Source organism: Streptomyces sp. NBC_00012, assembly GCF_045040875.1.
Classification (GTDB): domain Bacteria; phylum Actinomycetota; class Actinomycetes; order Streptomycetales; family Streptomycetaceae; genus Streptomyces.
Genome location: NZ_CP108310.1, coordinates 1,112,113 through 1,136,400 on the forward strand (window position 1 = coordinate 1,112,113; position 24,288 = coordinate 1,136,400).

The following is a 24,288-nucleotide window of genomic DNA, read 5'->3' on the forward strand; positions in this document are numbered from 1 at the left end:
GTACCCCCATTCATTCTCGGAACCGATCGTTGTAAGATACAAACTAGCCGGTTTTTTTCGTGAGTTACGGTGTTCTTTGAGGCATCAACCGTGTAAGTGGAGGGGGCGAGAGTGGCGAAGCAGGATCGAGCCATCCGTACACGTCAGACGATCCTGTCGGCAGCGGCCAAGGTGTTCGAGAAGAACGGCTACCAGGCAGCCACGATCACCGAGATACTGGCCGAGGCCGGAGTCACCAAGGGTGCTTTGTACTTCCACTTCCAGTCCAAGGAAGAGCTGGCCCAAGGCGTCCTCGGCGAACAGGACCAGCGTCTGGCCGTCCCCGACCGTGCCTGCAAGACGCAGGAGGTTGTGGACGTCATCATGCTGCACGCCCACCGGCTGCAGACGAACCCCATGGTCCGCGCCGGCGTACGGCTGTCCCTGGACCAGCAGGCACACGATCTCGACCGCAGCGGCCCCTTCCTGAACTGGGGCGAGGTCTTGAGCGGGCTCCTGGAGAAGGCGCAGGCCCAGGGAGAGCTCCTCCCGCACATCTCGCCCCAGGAGACCTCCGACGTCCTGGTGGGCAGTTTCGCCGGCATCCAGGCGATGTCCCAGGCGCTCAGCAACTACCAGGACCTCGCCCAGCGGGTCTGCTTCCTGTTGCGGCACATCCTCCCCAACGTGGTGCTCTCGTCCGTCCTCGCCTCGGTGGACCTCTTGCCCACACGAGGGGTGGCGGTCTTCACCGAACTGGCCGAAGAGCTCGACAACAAGGTCGGCGCCCCGGTCGGTTAGGGCCCGTCGACGGACCGGGACCGGACGGAAGACCTCAGGGTCTTGTCCGGATCAGGCCGACACTCTTTCCGGGGCCGGGGCCGCCACCGGCCCCGTGCTCGCGTCCGTCCCGAAGAACGCAGCCAGTGCGTCGGCCAGTGGTCCGCCGCCGTCCGACGCCCAGGCGACGTAGCCGTCGGGGCGCACGAGCAGCGCTGAACACGGCACGGCGTGCGTCGGCAGGCAATGGACCACGCGCAGGGACTGCTCCCAGGCCCGGGCCGTGTCCGCGTAGCGACCGGCGACGGCCCCGTCACTGTCGCCGAAGATCAGCAGGAGCGGTTCGCCGCCCTCCCCCAGCAGTCCGATCACATCCGACGGGCCCTTGTCGGTGGTCAGCTCGATATTGTGCAGAAAGGTTCCTTCTCGGGGGGAGCCGTAGCGGGGGTTCGTCGGGAGCACGGTGTCCTGGGCACTGATCATCCCGCTGAGGTAGTCATTGCCGCCGCCCGACTCCAGGAGCCCGTTGAAGAGCGTCCGCAAGGCGTCGAGTTCGGTGCCGGGGCGCATCAGCGCGACCTGGGCACGGGTGTTGTCGATGACCCGCTGGGCAGCGGGCCGACGTTCCGGGCCGTAGGTGGCGAGCAGTCCGTCGGCCGCGGCCCCCCGCACCACCAGGGCAAGCTTCCAGCTCAGGTTGAGGGCATCCAGCACGCCCGTGCTCAGCCCCTGCCCGCCGATCGGGAAGTGCACGTGCGCGGCGTCCCCGGCCAGGAAGCAGCGTCCGGCGCGGTACGTCCGTGCGAGCCGGGTGTAGTCGCTGAACCGGCTGAGCCAGCGCGGGGCGGTCATCGTGATGTCGCGTCCGGCGATCCACGAGGCCTCCTTGCTCAACTCATGCAGGGTGAGCGGCAGATGACGGTGGGAAGAACCGTCCCCGCTGGCGAGCGCATGGATGAGGGTGCGGCCGTCGGGGCCGCTCTTGGCTACGAGCCAGCCCCTGGGCGTACGGTGCCAGCCCACCGGAACGGTCTCCTCGTCCGGGATGCGGACCATGCCCGTCATCACGGACATGGTCGGTGAGTTGACGTCGGAGGTGATTCCCGCCAACTCTCGGACCGTGCTGCGGGCCCCGTCCGCCCCCACCACGTACGCGACCGTGAACGTCCTGAGTCCCTCGGGACTATCAGCGGTGACCCGTACCTCATTGTGATCCTGCACCATGTCCGTCACCCGGTGCTCGCGCAGCACTCGCGCGCCGTTGGACCGAGCCCGGGCCTCGAAGAACCGTTCGAGTTCGACCTGGGGGGACTTGAGGATCGGGTCGGGTTCCGTCTCCGGGGCGGTGATGGACAGACCCGGAATGCCCGCGAAATGGAAGGGCATGGTGGCCGTCCGGCCGGTGGCCCCGGACGCCGACTCGAAGAAGTAGCCACGCCGGGCCAGGCACTGCACCGCCCGGGCGTGGAGCGTGGTGGCCTTGGGCCGTTCGGAGGTGGCGGCCTCGGACTCGAGGACCACCGTGTCCACACCCTGCGCGGCCAGCTCCGCCGCGGCCAGCATGCCGACCGGGCCTCCCCCGACCACCATCACCTGTGCACGTATTCGGCCGGTCATCCTGGGCCTCCCCCACATTCATTCCGCCCGGAGCGTCCCCACGCCCCTGGTCATCAACGGACCACATACGGAAATGCAAGAGAGGACCTCGGCCCATCCAGAACGCTGGGGCGCCCCTCCGCCAGAAAAATATACCGGTTGGACGGTTGTTCCTTGCAACGCTGCCACCCTCATCGGAGCGGAAGCCTCACCGGAGAAGGGCGTGCTCCGCACCGAGCCGCGGTCAACGCGGGTACCCCTTCAACGGGCCCCGGGGCTGGGCACACCGTCTACAACGGGAGGGTTATGCCCATTTCCTGCATCGCGGGGGAAGGGGGCCCGCCCTCGGAACGGGCGGTCTTGCGCCCCTTGCGGCCGGGCGTCAACGTGCGTGGGTCAACGGCCTCGGCCGGCGCTCCGATGGCGTACAGGCCGTCAGGGGCGCTGTCGCGGTCGTGCGGCAGCAGCCAGAAGACCCGGCGGCGGAAGGTACCGGACGAGCGCGACGGCTTGGCCTGCGGCCCCAGCTGGGTGTACCCGACCATGCGACCGTCGCGGTGGTAGGCAGGCTTCCCCCGACGGGTCGGCAACCGGTCGAGGCTCTGTCGTACGTAGTCGAGATCGCCGATGTCCTCGAGCCAGACGAGGTCGACTTCATGGCTGATCTCGTCCTCTGCGATGAGGGCGCTCATGCTGTCTCCTGATCAGCGAGCAGTCCAATGCCCGGGTAGTACTTCCGCTGGTTGGACAGGATCATCTCCTTGGGCGATGCCAGCCCCACCGCTTCGCGAACCCTGGCCGCAAAGGCTCGCGACGAGACGGCCGGGGCACCCTCATTGTGACACCAGGACTTGTAGGCCGCGTAGAGCGTCGCTTGTTCCGCTCTCAGATCGGGGTCGACCCTGCAGGATTCACTCAGGAACCGCCCGGTATGGTCCTCGGTCTCGGCGTAGGCCGTCGTGGCGATACGGACCCGTTCGGGACCGGTCAGGACCTTCTCACCGGCCAAGTACCGGCGGGCACCCTCGATGAGCCAGTTGAGGATGCCCGGCCCCTCCTCGGTGACGAGGATGTCCGCCAGGTTGTCGATCTTGCGGTCGTCGGAGACGACGCGTTCGAACGGGATGAGCCGCATGCGCCGCCAGAACGCGAAGCCTCCGGTGCCGACTTCCGGTCGGTGGTTGCCCAGCAGCCAGAGCTTGTGCGTCGGCTCGAAACTGAAGAAGTCCTGCCGCATGCGCCGTGCCTTGATGCGGTCACCACCGGTCAGGAGCTTGACCCTGGCCTCGTCGAACTTGTCCCCGGGCTTGACCTCGCTGCACACGATGACCCGACGGCCGTGCAGTTCGGCCAGGTCGGTGGGATGCCCCTCGTAGGGACGGGCCATCAGGAAGCCGGGCGGCGCGGCGTCGGCGTAGTCGCCGAGCAGTTTCATCAGGACGTCGAGCAGCACCGACTTCCCGTTCTTGCCAGAACCGAATAGGAAGGGCATGACCTGCCCGCCGACATCACCGGTGATGGAGTAACCGAGCAGCAGGTGCAGAAAATCGACCATCTCCGCGCCGGCGTCGTCCTCACCGAAGGTGTCGGTGAGGAACCGGTGCCAGCGCGGCGTGGGCATGGGCTGCGGCGCCGCGCTGGTGGAGCGGGAGTGGAAGTCCTTGTTCGGGTCAGGTGTCCGGATCAGCCCTGTGTGCAGATCGATGATCCCGGCAGGGGTGCACAGCGCGTACGGATCAGCGTCCAGCCGCGCGGCGTTGAGCACCATGCCGGGGGCGGCCTTGGCCTGCGTGAGCATCGCGTTCATGCCGCTGGTACTCAGTGCGCGGCTGCGGTGGCGGTGCAGTGCCGCGCCGGTGTACACACCGCGCGGATCGGTGGCGGCGATACTTTCGGCCAGGTCCCCGGCAGCCCAGATCACCGTGTCGTCCTCGTCGCTCTGCCAACGGGTGCTGTCCCATCGGTACCAGCCGAGGCCCGGGACGTGGCGGTAGTCGTTGGCGTACAACTTGACGAACAGCTTGGCGTTGCCGCGGTCGGTGAGTGTGTCCGGCAGCAGCCCCTCCGCAGTCGCCTCGCCGACCGGGAGCCGATCCGCTGCGGGCTCGCCGTCCTGGGCCTGGGCAGCCCGCGGGGCGGGAACCTGCGCGAGGATCTGCGCGGCGACCGCCTGTGGGTCGAAGAGTGCGTTGTTGTCCCAGGAGATCACGCACGGCCTCCCGAGCACTGCGGGCGCAGCAAACCGGCGTTGAAGCCACTACGGATGATGGCTCCGTAACGGCGGGCCTGCCCGGGACGCGCGCGCTCCGCCGCCTCGCTCAGCGCCTGCTCGGCCGCAGCCTCCGAGAGGTGACCGTCGGCCACCAGCCACCCGGCGGTGTACGCGGCATGGTTGAGCTTCGCGGAGAAGGCAGCGCCACCCGGAACAGCCGCACAGGCAGTCACCTCTCCCAGAGCTCCGGAGAAGGCCCCGCCGGCCGGGCCGCGGCCCCCGCCCGCAGCGATGACCGCCTGACGCGCCCGGGGCGGGACAGGTCGCGGAGCGGGCACATCCGCAGGCGGAAGGTGCCCGGTGCGGGCCAGTTCGTGCGCCAGCCAGTTCGGAAGCGCCGCGGGCTCGTTCATCGGACCGACCGCCGTGTAGATCCCGGCGGCCGCGACGGTGCCCGGAACGACGGTGTACCCGCCATGGGCTCGGACATCGACCTGCCAGGCCAGGGCGCGGGAGCTGTTCGAACCGGTGGAGCACTGCCAACGGTGGCTGCCACGAGCGCGGTACCACACGTGAAGGCCCCCGGACGGCGTGCGTACACGCAAGGTCGTTTCGTCGTCCGCCGGGCTCACCGCACCCCGCAGCGCGGCCAGCACTCCCAGCGTGTGGAATCCGTTGGCCAGTCCGCCCAGATCCACGCTGCGGGGAATCGGGATGCCCGGCAGCAGCAGGTCCCGGTCCGGGGGCTGCTGTCCGTGCGCGTCGATGTCGATGACGACGAGGTTGGCGGGCCCACAGGCGACCCCGACCCCGAGGCCGGGGTGGGTGGACCACCATTGCTCGATGCGGGCGAAGTCCAGTGTGGCCGCGTGGAGTCCATGGCACCAGCGGCCGGCCTGGAGGCAGGCACACCCGCTGGGGTTGTGGCCGGGCCGGCGGCACTCCTCACAGTCCGCCGTCGGCGTCCCGCGTCCCGGTACCAGTGGATGAACCGGCCAGCCGCGGCTGGCACACCACCTGGCTAGGGCAACACCCGACGGAACGGCTGCGGGCAAGCATCCGTACTGCCCTGAGTCGCTGCATGAAACGTCCAGCTCATGAGCCATGCGCACCCCCGACCAGCGACCAAAGCGACTCAATGATGAACATAGATTATCGAAGGCTGCGGTGACCGAGGGGGTTCCTGGGAAGAAACAGTTTCATCATGCCGGAGCGAGGGCAATCCACTCGACCAGTGAGCCATCAGCGACCGAAGCGTCTGCGCGCCAGCGACTCGGAGCGCTTCGGTCGCTGCTCCAGCAGCTTCGAAAAACCCCAGGTCAGAAGCGTGCGGAGGCCAGAACAGCGACTGAAGCGACTCAACGCCTCTATATATGACGCACACGCGCACACGCGAATGTCTTCATATATCCGATCTTACGGTCGCTTCAGTCGCTGTTCTTCATGTAAAATCGCTCTGACCTGGGGTTTTTCTGAAGACTCAGCAAGCGACCAAGCTGCTCTTCGGTCGCTTCTTTTCAGTCGCTGCTCTTCGACTGCCTTGCATCGGTCGCTTTGTTTCGGTCGTCGGCCCCAGCGACTCAGCGTCTGAATCCGCCCCGGGAACGGCGACAGCGACTGGTCCGGACCCGGAGTACACATGACCGGAGCGACCGAAGCGACCGAAGCGACCGAAGCGACTCAAGCGACTCTGGATCGCGCTTATAGGCAGGCACGACATGCCTTCTACTGGGCAAGCAGCACGGAGACGAAATCCGGATCCAGGCCGGGACCAGAGTCGCTTCGGTCGCTCCGTGTTCCGGATCCTGGAGACACCGGGCACGGAGGCCTGCCCCGTCCAGGAGCGCTTTTACCCGGGGTGCCCGTGAGACGCCAACTCTGCCAACCGCTCATTCCAGGACACCCGTTCCGGTGCGGCGACCAGGTTCGCCCGAGCCCGGGCCAGGTCCGTCAGGAATTCTCCCAGCAAGTCCCGTGCCACGCGGTGACGCGCACTCGCCCCGGCCTTCTCCGCGGCTTTCCGCCGTGTCTCCGGTGTGGAGTGCCGGTCCGTCTTCCTCAAGGCCACCTGGTAGACCCTCTCGGCAGCGTCATCCGCCGACTCGCTTACGGCCAGGCACTGCAGTGCCCGGTGACGCCGCTGTCGTAGCAGTTCCTCGGCCAGCTGCTGCAGCTCGTGAGCCCGCACTCCCGGATCGGCGGAGGCGTCGGACGTCTGTGCGTGCTGGACGAGGCTCCGGGTGTCCCGTTCGACCTGTGCCGTCATCTCCGCCACGGCTCGAAGATCCAGCGGGTCAACACGCAACGCGACAACGAGGTCCACAGCCTGGCCGATCAGGTCGTCCGTCCGCTTCCGGAACGCGCACACCGGGCACTCCCCCGCGCTGTCGGGCAGGCCGCAGTCCCGGCAGGCCATCGCCGCGCGCGCGTCCTCCGCTGCTGCCAATTCCTGTCGGCGCTGCTCCGCGGCCGTACGCCGCAGGACGTGGCCCTGGGCATCGGCTTCGTGGCGAACGGCCTGAATGGCCGCCTTCGAGCGGAAAGCATCCCGCAGCCGCCGCTCGACTTCCGCGCGCCGCAGCTCGGGGGAGGCTGCTGCGAGCTGTACGGCAACGGTGGCTGCGATGGAGCGGCGCGTCGATCGTCGATCGTCGATCAGGCACGCGCAGCTTTCACAGGGTCCGCCGCTGCCCATCCGGTAGCCGTCGTCGCACAGATGCGACCAGCAGCCGGAACGCTGAGGAAGCCCTCGATGCAACAGCCAGCCGGTCAACTGCTCCACCGCATGGGGTCCCTGCCGGTCGATGCGTCGAGCCAGCCGTGCGGCCAGAGCCCGAGCCGCGAACACGGGGCCGACGATCCCGCTCAGACGGACAAGCTCGGAACGTACGGCATTGGCAAGCCACTTGGCCGTCGAGATCCGGGGAATGCGGGCCCACAAGTGGGCTACCGGAGCCAACGCCTCGGCAAGATCCAGCGGAACCTCCGCCACCCGTACGAAGGCCGCGCTGCGGGTCCCGCTCCGTTGCTTCAGAAGGCCCTCCGGCTTGTCCCCGCGAAGCGGGCCGGTTCCGGAAGAATCCTCGCCCGCGTACGCGCGTTCCCGCCGACGGCCCTCACCCTCGACGGCAGAGCCGGAAAAGACCTTACGATCACCCGCAGAAGACCTGGAGAGATCAGCCACAGGTGCGTGGGCAGTGTGGAGGTCTGCACAAGCAGACCGGCCCGACAGCTCCTCAGAACCTCCGCTGACCTGCCCGTTCACGGAACGGGCGGTCGGCTGATCCCCGAATGCACAATCGTCGGCCGCCAGGAGCAGATTCTCCAGACTCTCCTGTGCCCAGCCTTCGCCAGACAACGCCGCCTCCGCCACCCCGGCATCCGGTTCGGCGCATCGCGAGCACAGCCCGTTGTCCGCCGCCACGTCTTCGGCCACCGGTGAAGCCTCATCGACGTCTACGGGAGCCACCGCTTTCCGAACCCGAGCATGCGCGGCCGCCACAGCCGGCACCCGCAGCCGATCGCGACCAGGCTGCTCCGTGTCCTGCAGCTCCAGGTGACCGGCAGCCACCAGGCGGTCCACGACCCCTGCCGCAGCGCCGACCGAACAGCCGAGGAGCCGGGCCACCGTCGTGTCGGCCCGCCGCCCCCCCCTGGGAACTCGCCCCGGAGCCATGCGTACGCGGCCGTCCCTGCGGGCCTCGAGCGAGAGCAACAGCATGGCCAAACGGTCCGTCGGGGCGCCTCTCCCCCGGCGTTGCGCCATGAACCCCGGCGGCGTCGCCGCTCTGCCCGGAGGCGACCACCCCGGACACGTCACCGCCTCGCAGAACCGCAGCAGCGTTGCCAACTCCCGTTTGTTCAGCATGGCCAGAGGCCGACCGTCAGCTGCTGCCCGCGCTTCGCGAAGCGGCAACAACTCCAGGCGGAGCCCTTCCGTCTGTCCCTCATCGGTCCGCTTCGGCTTGCACAGCACGGCATCGGTCGCCTTCAGTCCGGGAACTGCGGTGTGACCGACGTGCGAGAGCGAACAACCCAACCAGCCGCCGACGTCGCGGGAGGCCATGTCCACCACCGCGGACCCCGCCGGTGCCTTCGCCAGCAACACCACCGCGGCCAGTTTGACGAGATCGCTTCGCCCGGCCAGTCGAGAGTCCTTGAGCAACGAATGAACGGCCGACGCAAGCACCGTATGCATCGCAGGGGACAGCGCCAGTGGCTCATTCGCCTGGCCATCACCCGAGGAATCCGAGGCCGAGGTGTCTCTAGCGCGCGGGATCCAGCGGGATGTATCTGCCCGGGAGGGCGCGGGTGGGAAAGGGGCCGGGAGGTGCCGTGCATCATCGGCTTCGGGCACGACTGATCCAGCCCTCGGACGGGTAGCTATGATCTGCTCCTGTCGAGGAGAAAGAGGGCGTAGTCCATCGCAACCGGGGCTTGCTGGTTCATGGCGCAACAGCCGGGTGTGCGACGCGATTTCAGTGAGGAATTGGAGTCGTGCTCACCTCTTCGACGGAGCAGTGGAGCCCGGGACCGCAGATCCCGGGCCGAGCTGTTTCATCACATCCTTCGTCGGCGCTGTTCCGGCTGGAGCAGCGCCGACGAAGGGGGTCGGGCCGAAGACAGGTGAAGGCCGGCAACGCACAGCACCCCACGCTCCTGCGCTTGCCTACGAAGCGCTCCTGAGGCTGTGCGGCTGATCATTTCGCGCCTGGGCCGAAGTGTTTGAGTTGAGGCCCGAACTCGTTGAGAAGACTCGTGGAATCGAGGGGACGCCTGACAAGGCCTCCACCGGGGAGCACGTAGAGCTCAGCCCATGGCGATCGCGTGTCCGCACTCCGCCATTCGATGAGACGGATATTCGAGTCCGGGTGCTGGGCGGCGACATGCTGGACAACCTTCGCGTGCGCGGCTTCATCCAGCGGAGCGGCAGCGGATGCGAACACGGTGACCTGCTGGGGAACGGTACTGAAAGTGCGCAGGCAGACAGCGGTTGAGTCGTCCACCGTGACCGTGGTTTCCATGATCTGGCGAGGCCAGTGGAAGAGGGTCTCCAGGTTCGGAGGGAGTTCGGCGATCCACTCCCCGAGCGGCACTGCCACGAACATCGAGCGTTGGCGATTCAGCACGAAAGCCGAGTGCGCTCCTGGCTCATGGGTGACTTCCACTCCATCCGGCGCTACCCAGAGGATGGAGTCCAACCGCGTGGCCGGGTCCCGTGCCGCTGCGCGTGCGGCGTTGACCGCAAGCGACTGCCACGGTTCCATCACCCGCGCCTCGCTCCTGGATCTGCTCTTGCCGGGCCACATCAGTTGGTCCACGAAGGCGAACACGCGTACGACGATCAGGTCCTCACCGTCGAGGGTGCTCGGATTGATCAGGCCGAGTGCCACGGCCTTGGTGACCCAGGAGCGATTGAGCTTGGCGGTATTCGCGAGAACAGCAGGCTGCACGTAGGCGGACAAGACGTCTCCAGCGCGTGAGTGTCCTTCTGGCTGTGGATCACCGTAGCGCATTTGGGGCCGATTTCCGTGTCACGTCGCGACACGCTCTCCAGTGCGATTCCCCCCGCCTTCTCTGAGTTCGGCGAGATCTGTCCGTTTCTACTGGCCTAACTTCGTGTCACGTCGCGTCAAAGATATGGCAGAGGCGACAGCGTGACGATACGTACATACAAGGACGCATCAATACCTGCACACGCACCTATGTGCATGCCTACGGAGATCACTACAGACATGACTACGTACCTATCGGACTAGCTACTGACCTACCTACTGGCCTACCTACTGAGTGGCCTATGAATCCAGCTTCCGGTATCGCTGGACCCTGCTCGAACCAATACGGACAAGGCGAAGCGCCAACCTCTCCGCGAGAGGTTGGCGCTTCGCCTTGTCCGGCCGCCGTGGCCGCAGCTACTTCGTAGGGCCCAGCGGGCCTTCCTCCTCGAGGTCCCGGAGGAATCGGTCAAGTACTCCCGAGTAGACATGGACTGCGAGTCTGGGGTGACCGGCGATCCGCAGTTCGTTCGCGAGCGGCGAGGCAATCGCGTACACCTCGGCGCTCACTCGGTGGCTCGCCTGCTTGCCCGTGCCTACGTCGGAGTCGCGAGAGAGCAGGAACTCCTCCGCGAGCTCCAGCTGATTCGCGATGGTGCTGGGAAGGTAGAGGCACATCGCGGCATCGACGTACTGAGCGGCCGTGAACGTCTTCCTCGCCGACGTGGAGTCCTGGGCGACTCGCCGACTGAGGACCGTCACGAGATCCGGCGCGAACCTGAACGCGTGTGTCTGCCAGGACTGTTTGCCCATCTTGAGGTCCACGCGGCTGTTTCGCCACGACCTGTGAATGGCTTCATGGGCGGGACCGAGCTTCGGTCCCCCACGGGGTGACCCGGCGCGCTTCTTCCGTACAGCAGCCGTATCCACGCTGCTCTCCGCCCGGGAGGCAGGCTCAGAAACAACTCTGTCGGGCGTCGAGGCAGCAGTGCTGGACGGTGTTCCCTCGCGATCCGGAGCAGAAGCATCAATCACTCGCCAGAACGCGGGGCCGACCTCTGCGGCTCCGGCAACATCGGGGCCATCGGCATCAGTGTTGTCGCGAGCAGCGGTCCTGGCCTCCAAATCCGAGCCGTCGGCAGGGCGATCGGCAGGAGGTGCGGACAACTCGGCGCTACGAGGTGACCGATACGTGTGGGTCTCCCCCGGTGCAGGCTCCTTCGTACCCTGTCCTTCGACGGGCTGGCTGGGGGCCGGCACCACGCTCGTTGCCTGCAGACGGGGCGGCGGGGCCGGTGACTGTTCGGCCGACGCCTGAGGCAATGGGGCGGGAGCATCAGCCCCCGATGCTCCCTGCCCGAGCACCGACCTTGCGACCACGGTCTGGGCACCGGCAAGGGCAGGGTTGTTGAGGATGGAACCTGGAGGCCTGGGCTTGAGAGCTGCCCGCTTGGCAGCCTTCTTGGCCGGCTTCTTGACAGCTTTCTTGGCCGGGCCGTTCGTTCCCTGACCCTCGGGCTCAGGCATCTGCACTCTCCTCGACCAGGATCGGGTTGGCGATCGTCCACTTCTCGTGCGGCAGGTCGATGCGGTCCAGGATCTCTTCGACCACGGCCGTGTACTGCTTGCCGCATGCGTGGTTCGGGAACCGGACAACGGCGGGTTTGCCGTAGATGTAGGACTCCGAGATACGGGTGTCCTTGCGAACGTCGGTGAAGAAAGGGAACAGGCCCCGGCCCGGTTCAGCGTTGATCCCGTCGCCGACCATCCCGTTCCGGATGTCGACGTCCTGGTTGGTCCACTTCGACTCCGGATTGGAGCGGTTCAAGAGCGCCCCCAGGAGCTGCGGCTTGCACTCTCCCCCGGTGTTGGTCTCGACCGCGTGCGTTGCCGCGCTGAGGACGAGCGCCCCCTTGATGGACTGGTATTCCGGGATACAGATCGTCACCACGTAGTCAGCAGCGGCCAGGGCGACCGCGTTGAGGTGGGAGACGGCCGGCGGGGTGTCGATGAGAACGAAGTGGAAGCCTCGGGCTTCTGCCAGCAGCAGATGGCGGAGCGTGGCCGTCTGCTTGTACGGCTTGGTGACAAACGCGTTCTGCGCCGCCGACATGGAAGCTTCTTCCGAGGCCAGCAGGCAGAGGCGACCGTGCCCGTCGAAGCCTTCCAGGACTTCGTCGGTGCGATCGAACATGGCCTGCTGAAGGTGGGCCCGAGGGAAGTTCTGCAGAGCCATCTGAAGGATGTACCCGAGGGACCTCTGCAGCTCCTCCTCGGCTTCCTGCTCGTCCTCCTGGCCGCCGAGCGTGACTCCGAGCGCTGTTCCGGCCTGGGCCTGGGGCTCAAGGTCGACGATGAGGACGTTGTAGCCGGCCATCGCCAGCCGGGCGCCGAGGTTGACCGTGGTGGTCGTCTTGCCGACTCCACCCTTCTGCGTAGCGATCGCGATCACCGTCGGCGCGGGACTCGCTGGGCCACCGACAACATCGATGGGGTTCTCAAGCGTGCTGGTCATCGCGAATGCCTCCCGAACTGGGCGAGGGGGTAAGGGACCACGCTTTGGGCGTCGCTGTCGCGTCGCGTCACGTGTTCTGGCGGTATAGGGGCGGTGGTTGAAGACAAAGGGTGTACAGCTTAGGGATTTTGCCTGAGAAATCGGTCATCTTCAGGATGCATCGTGTGTCTGCTGTCGTGCCTGCGTGTCACGACGTGACACGGGGGCACGATAACACCAAGGCGCAGAGGAAGAGGGTGAGTGAGGCGAGATTCAGGTGTGTCGCACGAGTGCAGCATGTGCGGAGCACTGGAGCGAGGGAGTAGCGGTAGGACGTTCTTGCCGGGGGTGAACATGCAGGACGTCATCGGCGTACGCGCCTCATGCGGTGTGTGGGCAGGGGCTCCGGCGCGAGGCGCAGGGCAAAAATGTCGAAGAGGATTGCAGCATCAGTCGCAAGAATAGCGGGCGGTAGCGCGCGAGATTCAACGCGAGCGTCAGTCAGAACTCAGATGCAGTGACACGGAACAGCGCCGAACGACGAAGGCGCGCAGAAGAGGGTGCGTTGCGACAAGGCTGTTGGCACGCATCGAAACCAAGCGGTGAGCCGACGACTGTAGATGCATGCGTGCATACCTGAATGCCTACAGAGATACATGAATGCATGCCTGCGTACCTACCAACATGCCTACACGCCTACACACGTAGCTACCGACCTAGCTACCGGCGTACCTACAAAGAAACCTACGAAGGTGGATGGGTCGAGATACAGCAACGAGAGTGCGTCATAGGAACGTGAGGGGGTTGCATGCGTAGTGATGTACGTACGGGCGAGATGAGGTGGATCGATCGTTGAGAGCACTGATTCGGCAGTACGTGCCTCGCTCGATGAATGTGAGAGCAGTAGGAGGAGCACATGCGATCCGAGGCAGACGGGACTTAACGCCATTCCGACGGGGAGAAGAGGGGAACGAGCCTGTGTGGCTGGAGGATGTGCAAGATGCATCACGGGCTGCGTGGATTCGCAAGGACGTGCTTCAGGGAAAGCGTGAGTCGGACTCACGTGAACTGCATGCTGGCCAAGGACGGTTCATAGGACGGCACACAGCACAAGCGCACTCTCGCGAGTGAGGCCAAACTGTCTGGATGCGCTGACATCGAGACGTGCACCCAGCTGCTGCACGTGCGAAGCGAAGGATCCCGGCGAGTGCACGGGGTGCACGGGTGATGGGCAGGTTCACAGCCTGCCGACACCAGATCTGAACTGCGCAGAACGCAGGCGCTGAGAAAGTTGTAGAGCGTCGAGAGCAGCGGAGGCTCGTCCGCGTGATCGGGGCCGCGCCAGCGTACGACTTCAGTCCTCCGGTCGTGGTGAACCGGCTCCTGTCGTCGCCGATCTCGCCCAGAACGCGGGCACCGACCTGGGACCGATCCCGGGAAAGCTCAGCATGATCGCCGCATCCGGGTGTGACCGAAAGGCCTCCTCGGTGGCACGCGCCAGGTCATCGACCGCCTCGCAGGCCGCGTTCAGCTGCAGCAGCAGGGCCTGAGCCTGCTTGCCCTTGGCGTCCTCGACGAGGGGCAGCTGCCGCGGGCTTCCTGGCGGAAGAGCTGCTGAAGTCGTTCGGCGTCCGTTTCGATGCCCCGGCGGCGGCCGGCTCGCCGGAGCATGGCGGTCAGCTTCCACATCTGCGGCTTGGCGGCCAGGGCAGGTGTGGGCGCAACGGCGAGGATACGGCGGGCATCCGGGCGGGTCAGGGCTCCCGGCTTGTCCCTGAACGCCTCGATCATCGCCGGGAAGTACTCCCTCAGCAGGGACCGCAGCTGATTGGCGACCTGCTCCGGTTCCAGACCGCATCCTGCTGTGCGCGGGCCAGGCCGGAGACCGCCTGGGCCAGGTCGGTGTCGGCGGGCAGCGGGCGGTGCACTGGCGCGTCGGTGCGGATGATGTTCGCCAGGACCAGGGCGTCGCCGGGGTCCGACTTCTTGCGGCTGACTCCGATCCGTGGCGGTCGCGGTAGCGGGAGGCAGCCATCGGGTTGACCGCGTAGATCTTCCGGGGGCCCTGCCGCAGCGTGGCGACCAGCAGGCCGCGGCTGGTCTCGATGGCCACCGGGATCGGCGCCTCCGCCGTGTCGCCGTGCTCGGCCAGAAGGTCCAGCAGCAATCGGTAGCCGTCCAGGTCGTCGTTGATCCGGCACTTGGCCAGCAGCTTGCCGGGTGTCGTCGACGAGCGCGACGTCGTGGTGTCCCTCCGCCCAGTCGATCCCGCAGAACACGTCCATGGATTCCGCCCCTTCTCCGGTGCTGTTCTCGAAGGCGAGCACGCGGGGCCGCACGGCGCACTAATTCCAGGGCTCCAAGGCCCGCCACCTCATCAGCCGTGCGCGGCACCGCCGGACCGCACGGGCGCGCGTCGTGTCCAGAGCTCGAAGCTCGTGAGGAGATACGCGTCACCGTGCGGCAGCTCATCCAACGAGGATCCCGAACCCGACGGGCCCGTGGGGGCAGAACGTGCGAGGACCGGCCGGCGCCCAGCGCCACCAGTCTCTACCAAGACCTCGCACGGTCGGAGGTGTCGCAGGGGCCACCACGGCACCGACCGGACCACACACGTCCTGCCTGGGGCTGGACAACGCCGCCCCGGCCCATCAGAGACCCAGAACCTCTAATCACCAACGAACTAGAAGTGGCCTACCGGGGAGAACACATGACAGGACAGCACCTACGGAACTGGACTGCGCAGGAGTAGCCGAAGCGGCCCTTGATGCACACAGGTCACTTCGCCAAGCCGTTTCTGCACGTTCCCGATCACCCCGCAGGGTGAGGACGACCTGGGACTGGGCAGGGGGTGGCTTTACCGCGGTAAAGTCACCCCATCCGAGACGTATTAGATGCTACTAACGTGTCAATGCCACCATTGGTCTTGAGCGTTAGTAAGGTGTCTCCCATGAGTTCTCCAGCCAACGACCGCGAGAAGGTCGTCTCGAAACTGCCGGGATGGCTCCGGCAGAACCTCAAGGTCAGAGCCGCCCAGCACGGCATCGAGATTCAGACCGCGGTCGAGCAGGGCATTGCCGCATGGTGCGACCTGGCAACAGGCCTCAAGACCGTCGACACCAGAGGCGCAGACTCCTTCGCGACCTTCCTGCCAGACGGACAGTGGGACACCTTCCGGCAGGCTGCGACCGACCGCGGCGTCTCTCTCATCCAGGGCCTTGCCCAATCGGTGCAGCTGTGGCTCGACACTCACCACGCCCCCGACATCGAGCGCCCAAGCATCACGCGGCGCATCATCGTCTGCAATCAGAAGGGTGGCGTCGGCAAGACCGCGATCACAGCTGGAACCGGCGAAGCTCTGGCAGAGAATCCCAACGCCCTGCACCCAGTTCGCATCGCCAAACAGCTCGCGGCCGCAGCCGGAGAGGCAGGTCCTCTCGAGGTCGAGAATCTGCCCGGCCTCGGACTGCGGGTTCTGCTCGTCGACTTCGACCCCCAGTGCCACCTCACCAATCAGCTCGGGGCCACGCCCCTGCCCATGAACGGCGACAGCCTCACCAACCACATGGCCGGCGACCCGAAGGGCGACCTGCGAGACCTCGTCGTGTCGATCGACGAGGAGGTCTTCGAAGGGCGCCTCCACCTGTTGCCGGCATGTAGTGACGCCTTCCTCCTGGACGTCCGTCTCTCCGCGGTCCGGGCCCGCGAAGCGGCCCTGGAGCGCGCTCTTGCACCCCTGGAAGCCGATTTTGACGTCATCCTGGTCGACTGCCCGCCCAGCCTCGGCCTCAGCATGGACGCGGCCGCCTACTACGGGAGGCGCCGCGACGGCGAAGCACCCGGTCAGTCCGGTGCGCTGGTCGTGGTCCAGGCCGAAGACAGCAGCGCCGACGCATACGAACTCCTCACCGCCCAGTTCGAAGACTTGCGCAGCGACCTTGCCATCGAGATCGACTACCTCGGCATTGTCGTCAACCTTTACGACTCACGGCGCGGCTACATCGCAACGTCCTCACTCCAGGGCTGGGTCGACATAAAGGATCCGCGAGTCGTCGGCCTCATCGGGGACCTCAAGGAACAGAAGGAAGCCGTCCGCGTGAAGCGGCCGCTGCTCGCGTACGCGCCACGAAGTCAGCAAGCAGTTGCCATGCGGGCGCTCGCACGGGAGGTCTCATGAGTAAGGCCGGCCAGCTCGGCACCGGACGTTTTGGCAATCCTCCTGGCGTCAGTGCACGGCGGCAGGCTGTGGCCGCAGCAACCGGAGCCGTCACTGTCGGAGCTTCCGACAGTCGCCTACGCACGATCCCTCTTGACCAACTCGTTCCGACCCGCTTCAACCCGCGTCGGAATTTTGGCTGCGACAGTGACCTGCTCGACTTCGGGTTGAAGCTGAAGAAGAAGCAGTTGCAGCCGGCAGTCGCCGTCACACGCGAGGCCTACCTCCGGCTGTGGGAGGGCGAAGCCGGCAGTGTCGGCACCGCCCGCTATGTCATCGCCAACGGCGAGCGACGCTATCGAGGCTCCCTGGCCGCTGGAATCGGCACCCTTGAGGTGGTCGTCGATGACGATGTGGCCAAGTCTCGGGCGGACTTCCTGGACGCTGTTCTCTCCGAGAACAATGACCGGGAAGACCTCGATCCGATAGAGCGTGCACTCGGCATTCAGACCATGGTCGAAGAGCTCGGCGGCAAGGCCAAAGTCGCGGAGCACTATGGCAAGTCCGGGGGCTGGGTGACTCAGCAGATGTACCTGCTCGACCTGGACCCTGAACTCCAAGCGCTGGTGAGTAGCGGGGATCTTCCGGTCCGTGAGACGCGCACCCTGGTGAAGCTTCCCCAGGAAGAGCAGCTGAGTGCCTGGCAGAACCGTGCCCTGGAGCGCGAGGAGGAGAGAGAGCGCCCCAGAATTCGCCGCCCCGCAACGGAACAGCCGCTGACACCTCCCGCGGCCCCCCACGCAGTCTTTACCGCGGTAAAGACTGCGCCGGCCGCCCCGCAGGAGTCCGTGGCCTTGCCTCCTGTTGAGGACTCGGTCCGGGAGGCGGGTGTACCGGTACCAGTGGCCTTCCGGTCTGCCGCTCACACGGCACCGCCAGGTCCGCAGCCCGAGGTGTCTCAGGGGCCCAACGCGGCGGAGACCCCCCTCCTCGAAACGCAGGTCCAGCCTCATGCAGCTGGTGAAGTCTTGTCTCCCTTTGTGCCCAGGGCGACAGACTCTTCGGCTCCGCAGCGACCTGCGATCAAGATGCCTTGGCACGACGGCAAGGCCGTTGCCGATCTGGTGTTCCGGAAGATGACACCTGAGCAGCGTCAGTCGATGCTGCTCAGGCTCGGTGAGCTGGAGGGGACGGCACTGCCCAACAAGCAGGTATGAGGGCCGCTTCCCAGCTCCAGCCCTTCATGCCCCGTTCTCCTGCCGATGTGCGGGGGAGCGGGGCCTCTTTGTCCTACGGTCGGATCGCCGATGGTGCAGACCACGGACACCGTGGCGACGGCCGGGACACTCCAGCCGTGTCCCAGTGAGGTGGCCGCGAGGAACCCGAGGTAGGACGCGGCGAGTACCACGCCTGCGAGAGCCAGCACGGTCCGCCGGGAAAGGCGGGACATCAGGACGGTGACCAGAACCTGCAGGGTGACCACGAGCATGGTGTTGGCCACGAAGATGGCTGCCGACCACACCGGGGATGCGTGCAACTGTGTCACCAGGACCAGCGGGAGCGCGATTTTCGGGGACGTTGAGGCAGAAGACGTAGACCACGTTGGCGGCCAGCAGCGCGCGCATCCGAGGTGCGGGCCCGTCGGCCCTGTCTTGGCCGAAATAGCGGCCGGATGCGCGCGCAGGTGGACCGACCATGCCAAGGCTGCCGCAGCGAGATAGGCGAGCCCGGTGACGGCTGCCAGCGCCTGCAATGCGGTGGTGCCGCCCGCCATGACGGCGCTGGGGGCCGACCTGCTGGCGGCCGTACTGCGCTGAGTAGCTTCGGTCTGCCAGAACGCGGGCGGCCGCCGCCTTCGCGACAACGTCCGACTCGGCAGGCGCCGTGCAGTACCGGCGCGACCGCCGGCTGCCCTCGGGCAGCCGGGCAGCGAACTGGCTGCACCGCCGGACGTTCCTCCTGGCCATATCCCCAGGGGACATCCTGTCCGGCCGTGCGGGCCAGTGCCTGTCACTCCTCGTCGATCGCGTCCTCGTCGCGAAGCGGACGCAGACCGCCGGGCCGGTCGGGGAGCTGGAAAGAGTAGCGGCCGAGCACGTTGACGTGGTGCCGGACGAACGGGAAGAGGCGGGCGATGTCCTCGTCGCGGACGTCGAAGCCCTCGGCGCGGAGCTGGGGGACGGCGGCGTCCATGTACCGGGTGTTGAGCAGAACAGGGCGTTGAGGACGAGGCCGAGGCGCCGATCTGGTCATATCCGAACTAGTCCAGCTCAGGGTCAGGTCCGCCTGCGAGCCGACGTTCACGACGGAAAGTAGTCGTGAAGGAGTTGGGTGGGCGCGTTCCGTCGGGCGTGTCGATCGCGTCGGCGCCGTGCGCTTCGCGGTCTTACTGCGAGAACGCGTAGGTCCGGACAGGGGCGAGGTGCAGTTCGTAGGGCCCGAAGCAGTCGGCCGCGAGGGTCGCGACCGGAGCACCGCAAGGGCAGGCCCGGTTGAGTCCCTCGTCGCCGGTCGGTCCGCAGCACCCAGTGCTGTTCTCCCAGTTGGGCAGTGGCTGAAGGCCGGCGGCGTCGTCGGGGTGCACCAGCACTGTCTTTCGGCCGCCCGCTGAAATGACGAAGCCTTCTTCCCAGCAGATTCGCGGTCCCCGCGACTGAGCCGGCTTCGGGTTCTTCTGAGCCTCCTGCACGACGTAGGGGGGTCCCCAGGGCTCGGGATCGATCGCGTGGCTGGCGGCCCCGCGGAACGGTGGAAGGTGCCCGGCGTTTCTCCTTGTCCCGGTCGCGCTCGCCGACGAGTTCTTCGCGAACACCTGCTTGCTTCGCAGCATCCGGTGGAACTGCTCCAGCACGCAGAACGTGTACGTCTTCCAGTCCACCGTGCCCGGCTCCAGGTGAGGGGCCGAGAGCACCAGGCGCCGCCACGAGCCGGCCCGGCCGGTGTCGATCTCGGCCGGGCCGGCCTTCTTGCGGCCCATGAGGTCCGGCAGCGACTTCAACGCGGTAAGGACCGGGAGCCCTTCCGGGGTGGTGCCGAAGTCGACGACCGCGACCAGGAGCTTGAGGAAGGGCCGGACCGTACCGAAGCGGCTGCCCAGCATGGCCCGCCACGCCTCGTCCGCGTCGGAGTCCAGCGGCGGGGGCAGCTCGAACAGCGCGGCGATCGCGGCGGCCAGCTCGTGCCGGGCACGACCGCCTCGATCCGCTCCCACATCGCCTCGAACGACTCCACCTTCGGGCCGGTGACCTCCCCGGCCGCCGCGTCGAACAGCGCCTTCGGGCCTTCCCCCGTCGTCCAGGCCAGCGCGTCCACCCACTCCCGCGACTCGGCCTGCGCCTCGGTGAACTCCCGGTACTCCAGGACCCGCCGCAGCTCACGCACATGCTCCAGCCGGGGTCCCCGCTCGCCGTACGCCTTCAGCACCGACGGATCACCGATGCCGAGCTACTCGGCGAGGTAGTCCACGACCTCCGCCGGCACGTCCGTCGGGTCGTCCAGGAACATCCCGAGATAGCTCGCGGTCACGAGCCTGGGCCCCGAAGAACAGGTGAAGTGCCTTCCACAGGCCCCTATCGCCGTCGCCGACGACCAACTCCGGGTCTCACATGTCCAGGCGGCGCCAATCGCGCAGCTGCTCGTTGAGTCCCTGTTTCAGTCCCTCGGAAAAAGCGCAGCTCAGGGGCGTCTGAGCTGTCTGAACAGGGGACTGAAGGGACTGAAGGGACTGAAAACTCCAGTTCCTGTCATCACGGGTGCGCGTACATGTGGACGCGCGAGAAACAAGGCTTCTATCGTGAGCAGTTCATAACTGCGACTTTGAGTCCCTTCAGTCCCTCGGTTGAGTCCTGAATGCCCTGTGACCTGCGTTTTTCTATGAGGGACTGAACGGGGACCAAAAGGCGACTCCGGCCTTCCGTCCCTCCCGGCGTACCTGGCCAGGACCCGACACGCCCGGCCGACCGGCCTGAGCGGCTGCTGGGCCAAGATGCAGGCACCGCAACCTCCCAGGTGGTGAAAGGGACTGAAGGGACCCAAGTCGGGAAGCGGCTACCCCCCGGCCCAGACCGCTGATGTAGGCTCTGATCTCATTGGAAATCTCAGTCCCTTCGGTCCCTCGTCTGGCGGTGGCACCGCTGTGACCTGGTCTTTTATCAAAGGGACTGAGCAGGCTCTCAGCCCCTCGGCAAGGAAGATCAGCGTGCCGCGTCACAGTGAGACCAGCGATCCCCGCTCCAGGGGAACCGCCAGTCCCTACGACGTTGCCCGCTGGTGCGCCGGAAACGGTTGGCCGGTGCACCCGCTGGCCCCGGGCCGCAAGACCCCGGCCGCCAACTGCCCGACGTGCCGCGACGAGCCCCACAGCCCTCAGAGCTGTCCCTGCCACTCCGTGGGCAGGTGGTGCCACGGCTTCCACGCGGCGACCACGAACACCGCTCTCCTGGACGCCTGGTGGGGCAGGTACCCCACGCTCGGAGTCGGGGTCTCCTGTGGTCCGGCAGGACTCGTCATCCTCGATATCGATGCTCACAGCGCTGAAGTGCCCGACCGGAACCGCCTCCTGCCCGGCATCCCGATTCACGAGGGCGTCAACCTGGCAGGCCTCGCCTCCGGGTTCGACACCATCGCGCTGCTGGCAGCCCTCCGCGGCCGACGCAGTCCCGCGGACGACGACTCGACCCTGCGCGTCCGGACTCCGTCAGGCGGACTGCACGTCTGGTACCGGACGCCCGCCGAAGGCCCGCGCTACCGCTCCTCGGTGGGCTCCAGCCCCAAGGTCGCCCTCGCCTGGCAAGTCGATGTCCGGTCCACCGGCGGCTACATCGTGACCCCCGCCACCCGCACCTCCGCCGGTACATACAGCCCGGTCGGCGCAGCCCGGCTCCCCGCCCCTCTGCCTGACTGGCTCGCCGTCGAACTCCGGCGCACGGGCCACCCGGTCGACCACAGGCCCACCCAAGCGCCGCCACCGCGCCCCGGGCCCCGGCGTCCGGCCCACCAGCGCGCCCACCGGCTCCTGGAACCGCTGCTCGACCAGGTGAAGGACTGCGCCGCCGCTCCTGAAGGCACCGCCTTCACCGAGAAACTCAACCGTGCCGCCTACACCGCCGGTGGTCTGGTCGCCTCCGGTCACCTCACCGACAGCCAGGCACGCGAGTTGCTGACCGCGGCCGCCGACGCCGCTCGGCCGCATCGAAGCCGCCACAGTCTTGCCGTCATCACCTCTGCCCTGTCCGCCGGCGCAAGCCGGCCGCTCCATTTCGAAGGACGTCCATGAGCAGCGCCGACAGCCCGCGCTTCGACGCCACTGCCGCGGCGCAGCAGATGCTCGATCTCGACGGCCAGGTGGAACACCCCGGCCTGCCTGCTCAGCAGGGAGCCGCCACCGTGGTCGTCCACGAGCCATCGACGCAGTCGGGCCGGCTCCCCGGACTGCTCACCGACCGCGGCAACGCCAAGCTGTTCGCGGTGATGTTCGGCGATCAGTTCCGCCATGTCGAAGGCCTTGGCTGGTACCACTGGGACCAGTACCGCTGGAAGCGCACCGGCGGCGAGAAGGCCGCGGTGTGGGCGGCGGGCGATCTGGCCGAGCAGATGCCCGCCACCGACCCGACCGGCCAGTTCAGCGAACGTGAACTCGCTTCCCACCGCCGACGTTCCATGTCGACCCCGGGCATCAAGGCGATGCTCACCCAGGCCAAGGCATCCCCGGCACTCGCTCTGGACCCCGACGTCCTGGACGGCGACCCCTACGCCCTGTGCACCCCGGCAGGCGTCGTCGACCTCCACACCGGCCACCTCCACAAGCCCGACCCCGAAGCCGACATGCACTCCCGGGCCACCAGCGTCGCCCCCGAGACGATGCCCACCCCACGTTGGCACCGCTTCCTCCACGACACCTTCGGCGACGATGCCAAGGGTGCGGAGACCATCCACTTCCTCCATCTGCTCCTCGGCTACTCCGTCACCGGCGACGTCGGCGCGCAGGTCCTGCCCTTCCTCTATGGCACCGGCGCCAACGGCAAGTCCGTGCTGCTCGACGTCATGACGCAGATCCTCGGCGACTACGCCCAGGCCGCCCCGCCCGGCTTCCTCATGGAGAAGGGCAAGTTCTCCGAGCACTCCACGGAACTCACCGAACTCCACGGCCGACGCATCGTCGTGTGCTCCGAACTGAAACCCAATGACAAGTTCGACGAATCACGGGTCAAGCTCCTGACCGGCGGCGACCGCATCATGGCCCGCCGCATGCGCCAGGACTTCTTCAGCTTCAACCCCACCCACAAACTCTGGCTGCTCGGCAACCACCGCCCTGAAGTCGGCACCGGCGGCCATGCCTTCTGGCGCCGGATCCGCTTGATCCCCTTCGAACGTGTCGTCCCCGCCGCTCGCAAGATCGACAACCTGGCCAAGGAACTCGTCCTGAGCGAAGGCCCCGGCATTCTGCAGTGGCTCATCGAAGGCGCCCAGCTCTACCTCGGTACCCGCGACCCGCTCGCCGGACCCGCCACCGTCCGCATCGCCACCGAGGCCTACGCCACCACCGAAGACCACATCGGCCGCTTCCTCACCGAATGCTGCACCACTGACAACGGCGACCTCCGCGTCGAGCAGGGCCTGCTGTACACCACCTACAGCAGCTGGTGCAGCGCCGGTGAAGGCATCCGCCCCGCCACCGCCCGCGCCTTCGCCACTCGCGTGCGACAGGAACTCTCCCTCGCCTCACCCGCCGACATGATGAAGTCCAGCGGCAAGAAGTACTACCCCGGCCTCGGACTTCTCACCGATGACGAGCCCCAGGCCGGCCATGCCTGACCAGAGCGCCCGACACAGATCTGCCAACCCGGCCTACCATGGGCGGGGTGCCCCCACCAGGGATCGTGCTCACCACATCCATCCAGGCCCACAACCGGCCGTAGACGACGAAAAGGGGCTGCAGCCATGAGCTCGCTGCTGAACGAGAGCGACCTCCGCCACGAGAGTGCCGTGGTGTGGCTGGAGAACCCCGACGACCTCGACTACGTACGCCAGGCGCTCGACAAGACCGCCCGCCGTCGCGGCAAGCCCCGCTACGAACGTGACGGACGCATGGTCGGCTACACCGAGCTCGACGCCCATGCCGAAGCCGACCCCGACAGCGGCCTCCAGCTCCGCCGGGTCTTCTTCCTCCTCCCGCACGACCGCGACGCCAACCCCGACGGGCCCTACCAGCAGGGCGCCCCGGGCGAAGCCGTCGATCCCCGCACCATCGAACCCAAGCGCGTGGGCGACAAAACCCCCCGCTCCCAGCGCGGCCCCGCCGCAGCGATAGCAGCCCCCAGCGCCTGAACCGCGGTGAGAGCGCGCGAAACGGACGGCAGGCATTTCGTCCCGGTGGGGGCGCAGTTCGCCGCCCCCGGGTTGGTGGACCTTGGTCGTGCCTCCGCCGAGGCGGCGGACGTCGTGGGGCGGGACCGTGGGTGCGGGGACCCCTGCCGAGGCGGTCGACCCCGGCCCCCCTCGCCGCCCGCATCAAGGGCTGCAAGACCCAGCGTCCCGAAGGCGGCTGTTCGACTCCGCCTATACGCCGCAGAGCTAC

At 67.0% G+C, this 24,288-nt stretch carries 14 protein-coding genes and 4 pseudogenes; 6 read left to right on the plus strand and 12 right to left on the minus strand.

Annotation, left to right across the window (positions count from 1 at the left end; translation table 11 throughout):
* Nucleotides 1-111 precede the first annotated feature (111 nt).
* Entirely contained in the window at nucleotides 112-780 is a 669-nt protein-coding gene (locus OHA19_RS43910; RefSeq protein ID WP_331748908.1) for a ScbR family autoregulator-binding transcription factor, read from the plus strand.
* 51 nt (nucleotides 781-831) lie between these two features.
* Here OHA19_RS43910 and OHA19_RS43915 read toward each other — a convergent pair whose 3' ends face one another.
* The 9 genes and pseudogenes from OHA19_RS43915 to OHA19_RS43955 all read right to left on the minus strand — a co-directional run.
* Nucleotides 832-2,376, minus strand: coding sequence for an FAD-dependent monooxygenase (locus OHA19_RS43915; RefSeq protein ID WP_331754660.1), 1,545 nt, complete (start codon nucleotides 2,374-2,376; stop codon nucleotides 832-834).
* Nucleotides 2,377-2,645: 269 nt separating this feature from the next.
* The gene (locus OHA19_RS43920) at nucleotides 2,646-3,047 is read right to left on the minus strand and encodes a DUF6009 family protein (protein ID WP_331748901.1); all 402 of its coding nucleotides are present in this window, start codon (nucleotides 3,045-3,047) and stop codon (nucleotides 2,646-2,648) included.
* Nucleotides 3,044-4,564: a phage/plasmid primase, P4 family gene (locus tag OHA19_RS43925; RefSeq protein ID WP_331748897.1), complete on the minus strand. Its 1,521-nt coding sequence runs from the start codon at nucleotides 4,562-4,564 to the stop codon at nucleotides 3,044-3,046. Before OHA19_RS43925 ends, OHA19_RS43920 begins: the two co-directional genes overlap by 4 nt.
* A complete protein-coding gene (locus OHA19_RS43930) occupies nucleotides 4,561-5,673 on the minus strand; it encodes a bifunctional DNA primase/polymerase (RefSeq protein ID WP_331750643.1) in 1,113 nt (370 codons plus the stop codon). The genes OHA19_RS43925 and OHA19_RS43930 overlap by 4 nt, the downstream gene beginning before the upstream one ends.
* A gap of 743 nt (nucleotides 5,674-6,416) precedes the next feature.
* Nucleotides 6,417-8,756, minus strand: coding sequence for a hypothetical protein (locus OHA19_RS43935; protein ID WP_331754663.1), 2,340 nt, complete (start codon nucleotides 8,754-8,756; stop codon nucleotides 6,417-6,419).
* Nucleotides 8,757-9,267: 511 nt separating this feature from the next.
* Nucleotides 9,268-10,032, minus strand: coding sequence for a hypothetical protein (locus OHA19_RS43940; RefSeq protein WP_331762938.1), 765 nt, complete (start codon nucleotides 10,030-10,032; stop codon nucleotides 9,268-9,270).
* Nucleotides 10,033-10,479: 447 nt separating this feature from the next.
* Nucleotides 10,480-10,887, minus strand: coding sequence for a hypothetical protein (locus OHA19_RS43945; protein ID WP_331754665.1), 408 nt, complete (start codon nucleotides 10,885-10,887; stop codon nucleotides 10,480-10,482).
* 694 nt (nucleotides 10,888-11,581) lie between these two features.
* Nucleotides 11,582-12,577 carry a ParA family protein gene (locus OHA19_RS43950; RefSeq protein ID WP_331754667.1) on the minus strand — a complete coding sequence of 332 codons (996 nt, stop codon included), beginning with the start codon at nucleotides 12,575-12,577 and terminating at the stop codon, nucleotides 11,582-11,584.
* A gap of 1,289 nt (nucleotides 12,578-13,866) precedes the next feature.
* Nucleotides 13,867-14,841: pseudogene (locus OHA19_RS43955) on the minus strand (IS110 family transposase); the annotation flags it as partial.
* 665 nt (nucleotides 14,842-15,506) lie between these two features.
* On the opposite strand from OHA19_RS43955, the gene OHA19_RS43960 reads away from it, so the two are divergent.
* Together OHA19_RS43960 and OHA19_RS43965 are read left to right on the plus strand one after the other, a co-directional pair.
* Nucleotides 15,507-16,733, plus strand: a complete 1,227-nt coding sequence (locus OHA19_RS43960; RefSeq protein WP_331748880.1) for a ParA family protein — start codon at nucleotides 15,507-15,509, stop codon at nucleotides 16,731-16,733.
* Nucleotides 16,730-17,929: a ParB/RepB/Spo0J family partition protein gene (locus OHA19_RS43965; RefSeq protein WP_331748876.1), complete on the plus strand. Its 1,200-nt coding sequence runs from the start codon at nucleotides 16,730-16,732 to the stop codon at nucleotides 17,927-17,929. Before OHA19_RS43960 ends, OHA19_RS43965 begins: the two co-directional genes overlap by 4 nt.
* Before the next feature lie 83 nt (nucleotides 17,930-18,012).
* Here OHA19_RS43965 and OHA19_RS43970 read toward each other — a convergent pair.
* The 3 pseudogenes from OHA19_RS43970 to OHA19_RS43980 form a co-directional block, all read right to left on the minus strand.
* Nucleotides 18,013-18,486: pseudogene (locus tag OHA19_RS43970) on the minus strand (MFS transporter); the annotation flags it as partial.
* 236 nt (nucleotides 18,487-18,722) lie between these two features.
* Nucleotides 18,723-18,949, minus strand: a pseudogene (locus OHA19_RS43975) (Tn3 family transposase); the annotation flags it as partial.
* 554 nt (nucleotides 18,950-19,503) lie between these two features.
* A pseudogene (locus tag OHA19_RS43980) lies at nucleotides 19,504-20,243 on the minus strand (DUF4158 domain-containing protein); the annotation flags it as partial.
* A 667-nt stretch (nucleotides 20,244-20,910) separates the two neighbouring features.
* On the opposite strand from OHA19_RS43980, the gene OHA19_RS43985 reads away from it, so the two are divergent.
* From OHA19_RS43985 to OHA19_RS43995, 3 genes are all read left to right on the plus strand, one after another.
* The gene (locus tag OHA19_RS43985) at nucleotides 20,911-21,987 is read left to right on the plus strand and encodes a bifunctional DNA primase/polymerase (RefSeq protein ID WP_331754669.1); all 1,077 of its coding nucleotides are present in this window, start codon (nucleotides 20,911-20,913) and stop codon (nucleotides 21,985-21,987) included.
* The gene (locus OHA19_RS43990) at nucleotides 21,984-23,525 is read left to right on the plus strand and encodes a phage/plasmid primase, P4 family (RefSeq protein WP_331748866.1); all 1,542 of its coding nucleotides are present in this window, start codon (nucleotides 21,984-21,986) and stop codon (nucleotides 23,523-23,525) included. Before OHA19_RS43985 ends, OHA19_RS43990 begins: the two co-directional genes overlap by 4 nt.
* Nucleotides 23,526-23,651: 126 nt before the next feature.
* Entirely contained in the window at nucleotides 23,652-24,038 is a 387-nt protein-coding gene (locus OHA19_RS43995; RefSeq protein ID WP_331748863.1) for a DUF6009 family protein, read from the plus strand.
* The last annotated feature ends 250 nt before the right edge of the window (nucleotides 24,039-24,288 follow it).

What these genes read in the sequence shown, in the direction of transcription:
- OHA19_RS43960 (WP_331748880.1), top strand. Translation starts at nt 15,507, where the DNA reads ATGAGTTCTCCAGCCAACGACCGCGAGAAGGTCGTCTCGAAACTGCCG.
- OHA19_RS43920 (WP_331748901.1), bottom strand. Translation starts at nt 3,047, where the DNA reads ATGAGCGCCCTCATCGCAGAGGACGAGATCAGCCATGAAGTCGACCTC.
- OHA19_RS43990 (WP_331748866.1), top strand. Translation starts at nt 21,984, where the DNA reads ATGAGCAGCGCCGACAGCCCGCGCTTCGACGCCACTGCCGCGGCGCAG.
- OHA19_RS43950 (WP_331754667.1), bottom strand. Translation starts at nt 12,577, where the DNA reads ATGACCAGCACGCTTGAGAACCCCATCGATGTTGTCGGTGGCCCAGCG.
- OHA19_RS43965 (WP_331748876.1), top strand. Translation starts at nt 16,730, where the DNA reads ATGAGTAAGGCCGGCCAGCTCGGCACCGGACGTTTTGGCAATCCTCCT.
- OHA19_RS43915 (WP_331754660.1), bottom strand. Translation starts at nt 2,376, where the DNA reads ATGACCGGCCGAATACGTGCACAGGTGATGGTGGTCGGGGGAGGCCCG.
- OHA19_RS43930 (WP_331750643.1), bottom strand. Translation starts at nt 5,673, where the DNA reads ATGGCTCATGAGCTGGACGTTTCATGCAGCGACTCAGGGCAGTACGGA.
- OHA19_RS43995 (WP_331748863.1), top strand. Translation starts at nt 23,652, where the DNA reads ATGAGCTCGCTGCTGAACGAGAGCGACCTCCGCCACGAGAGTGCCGTG.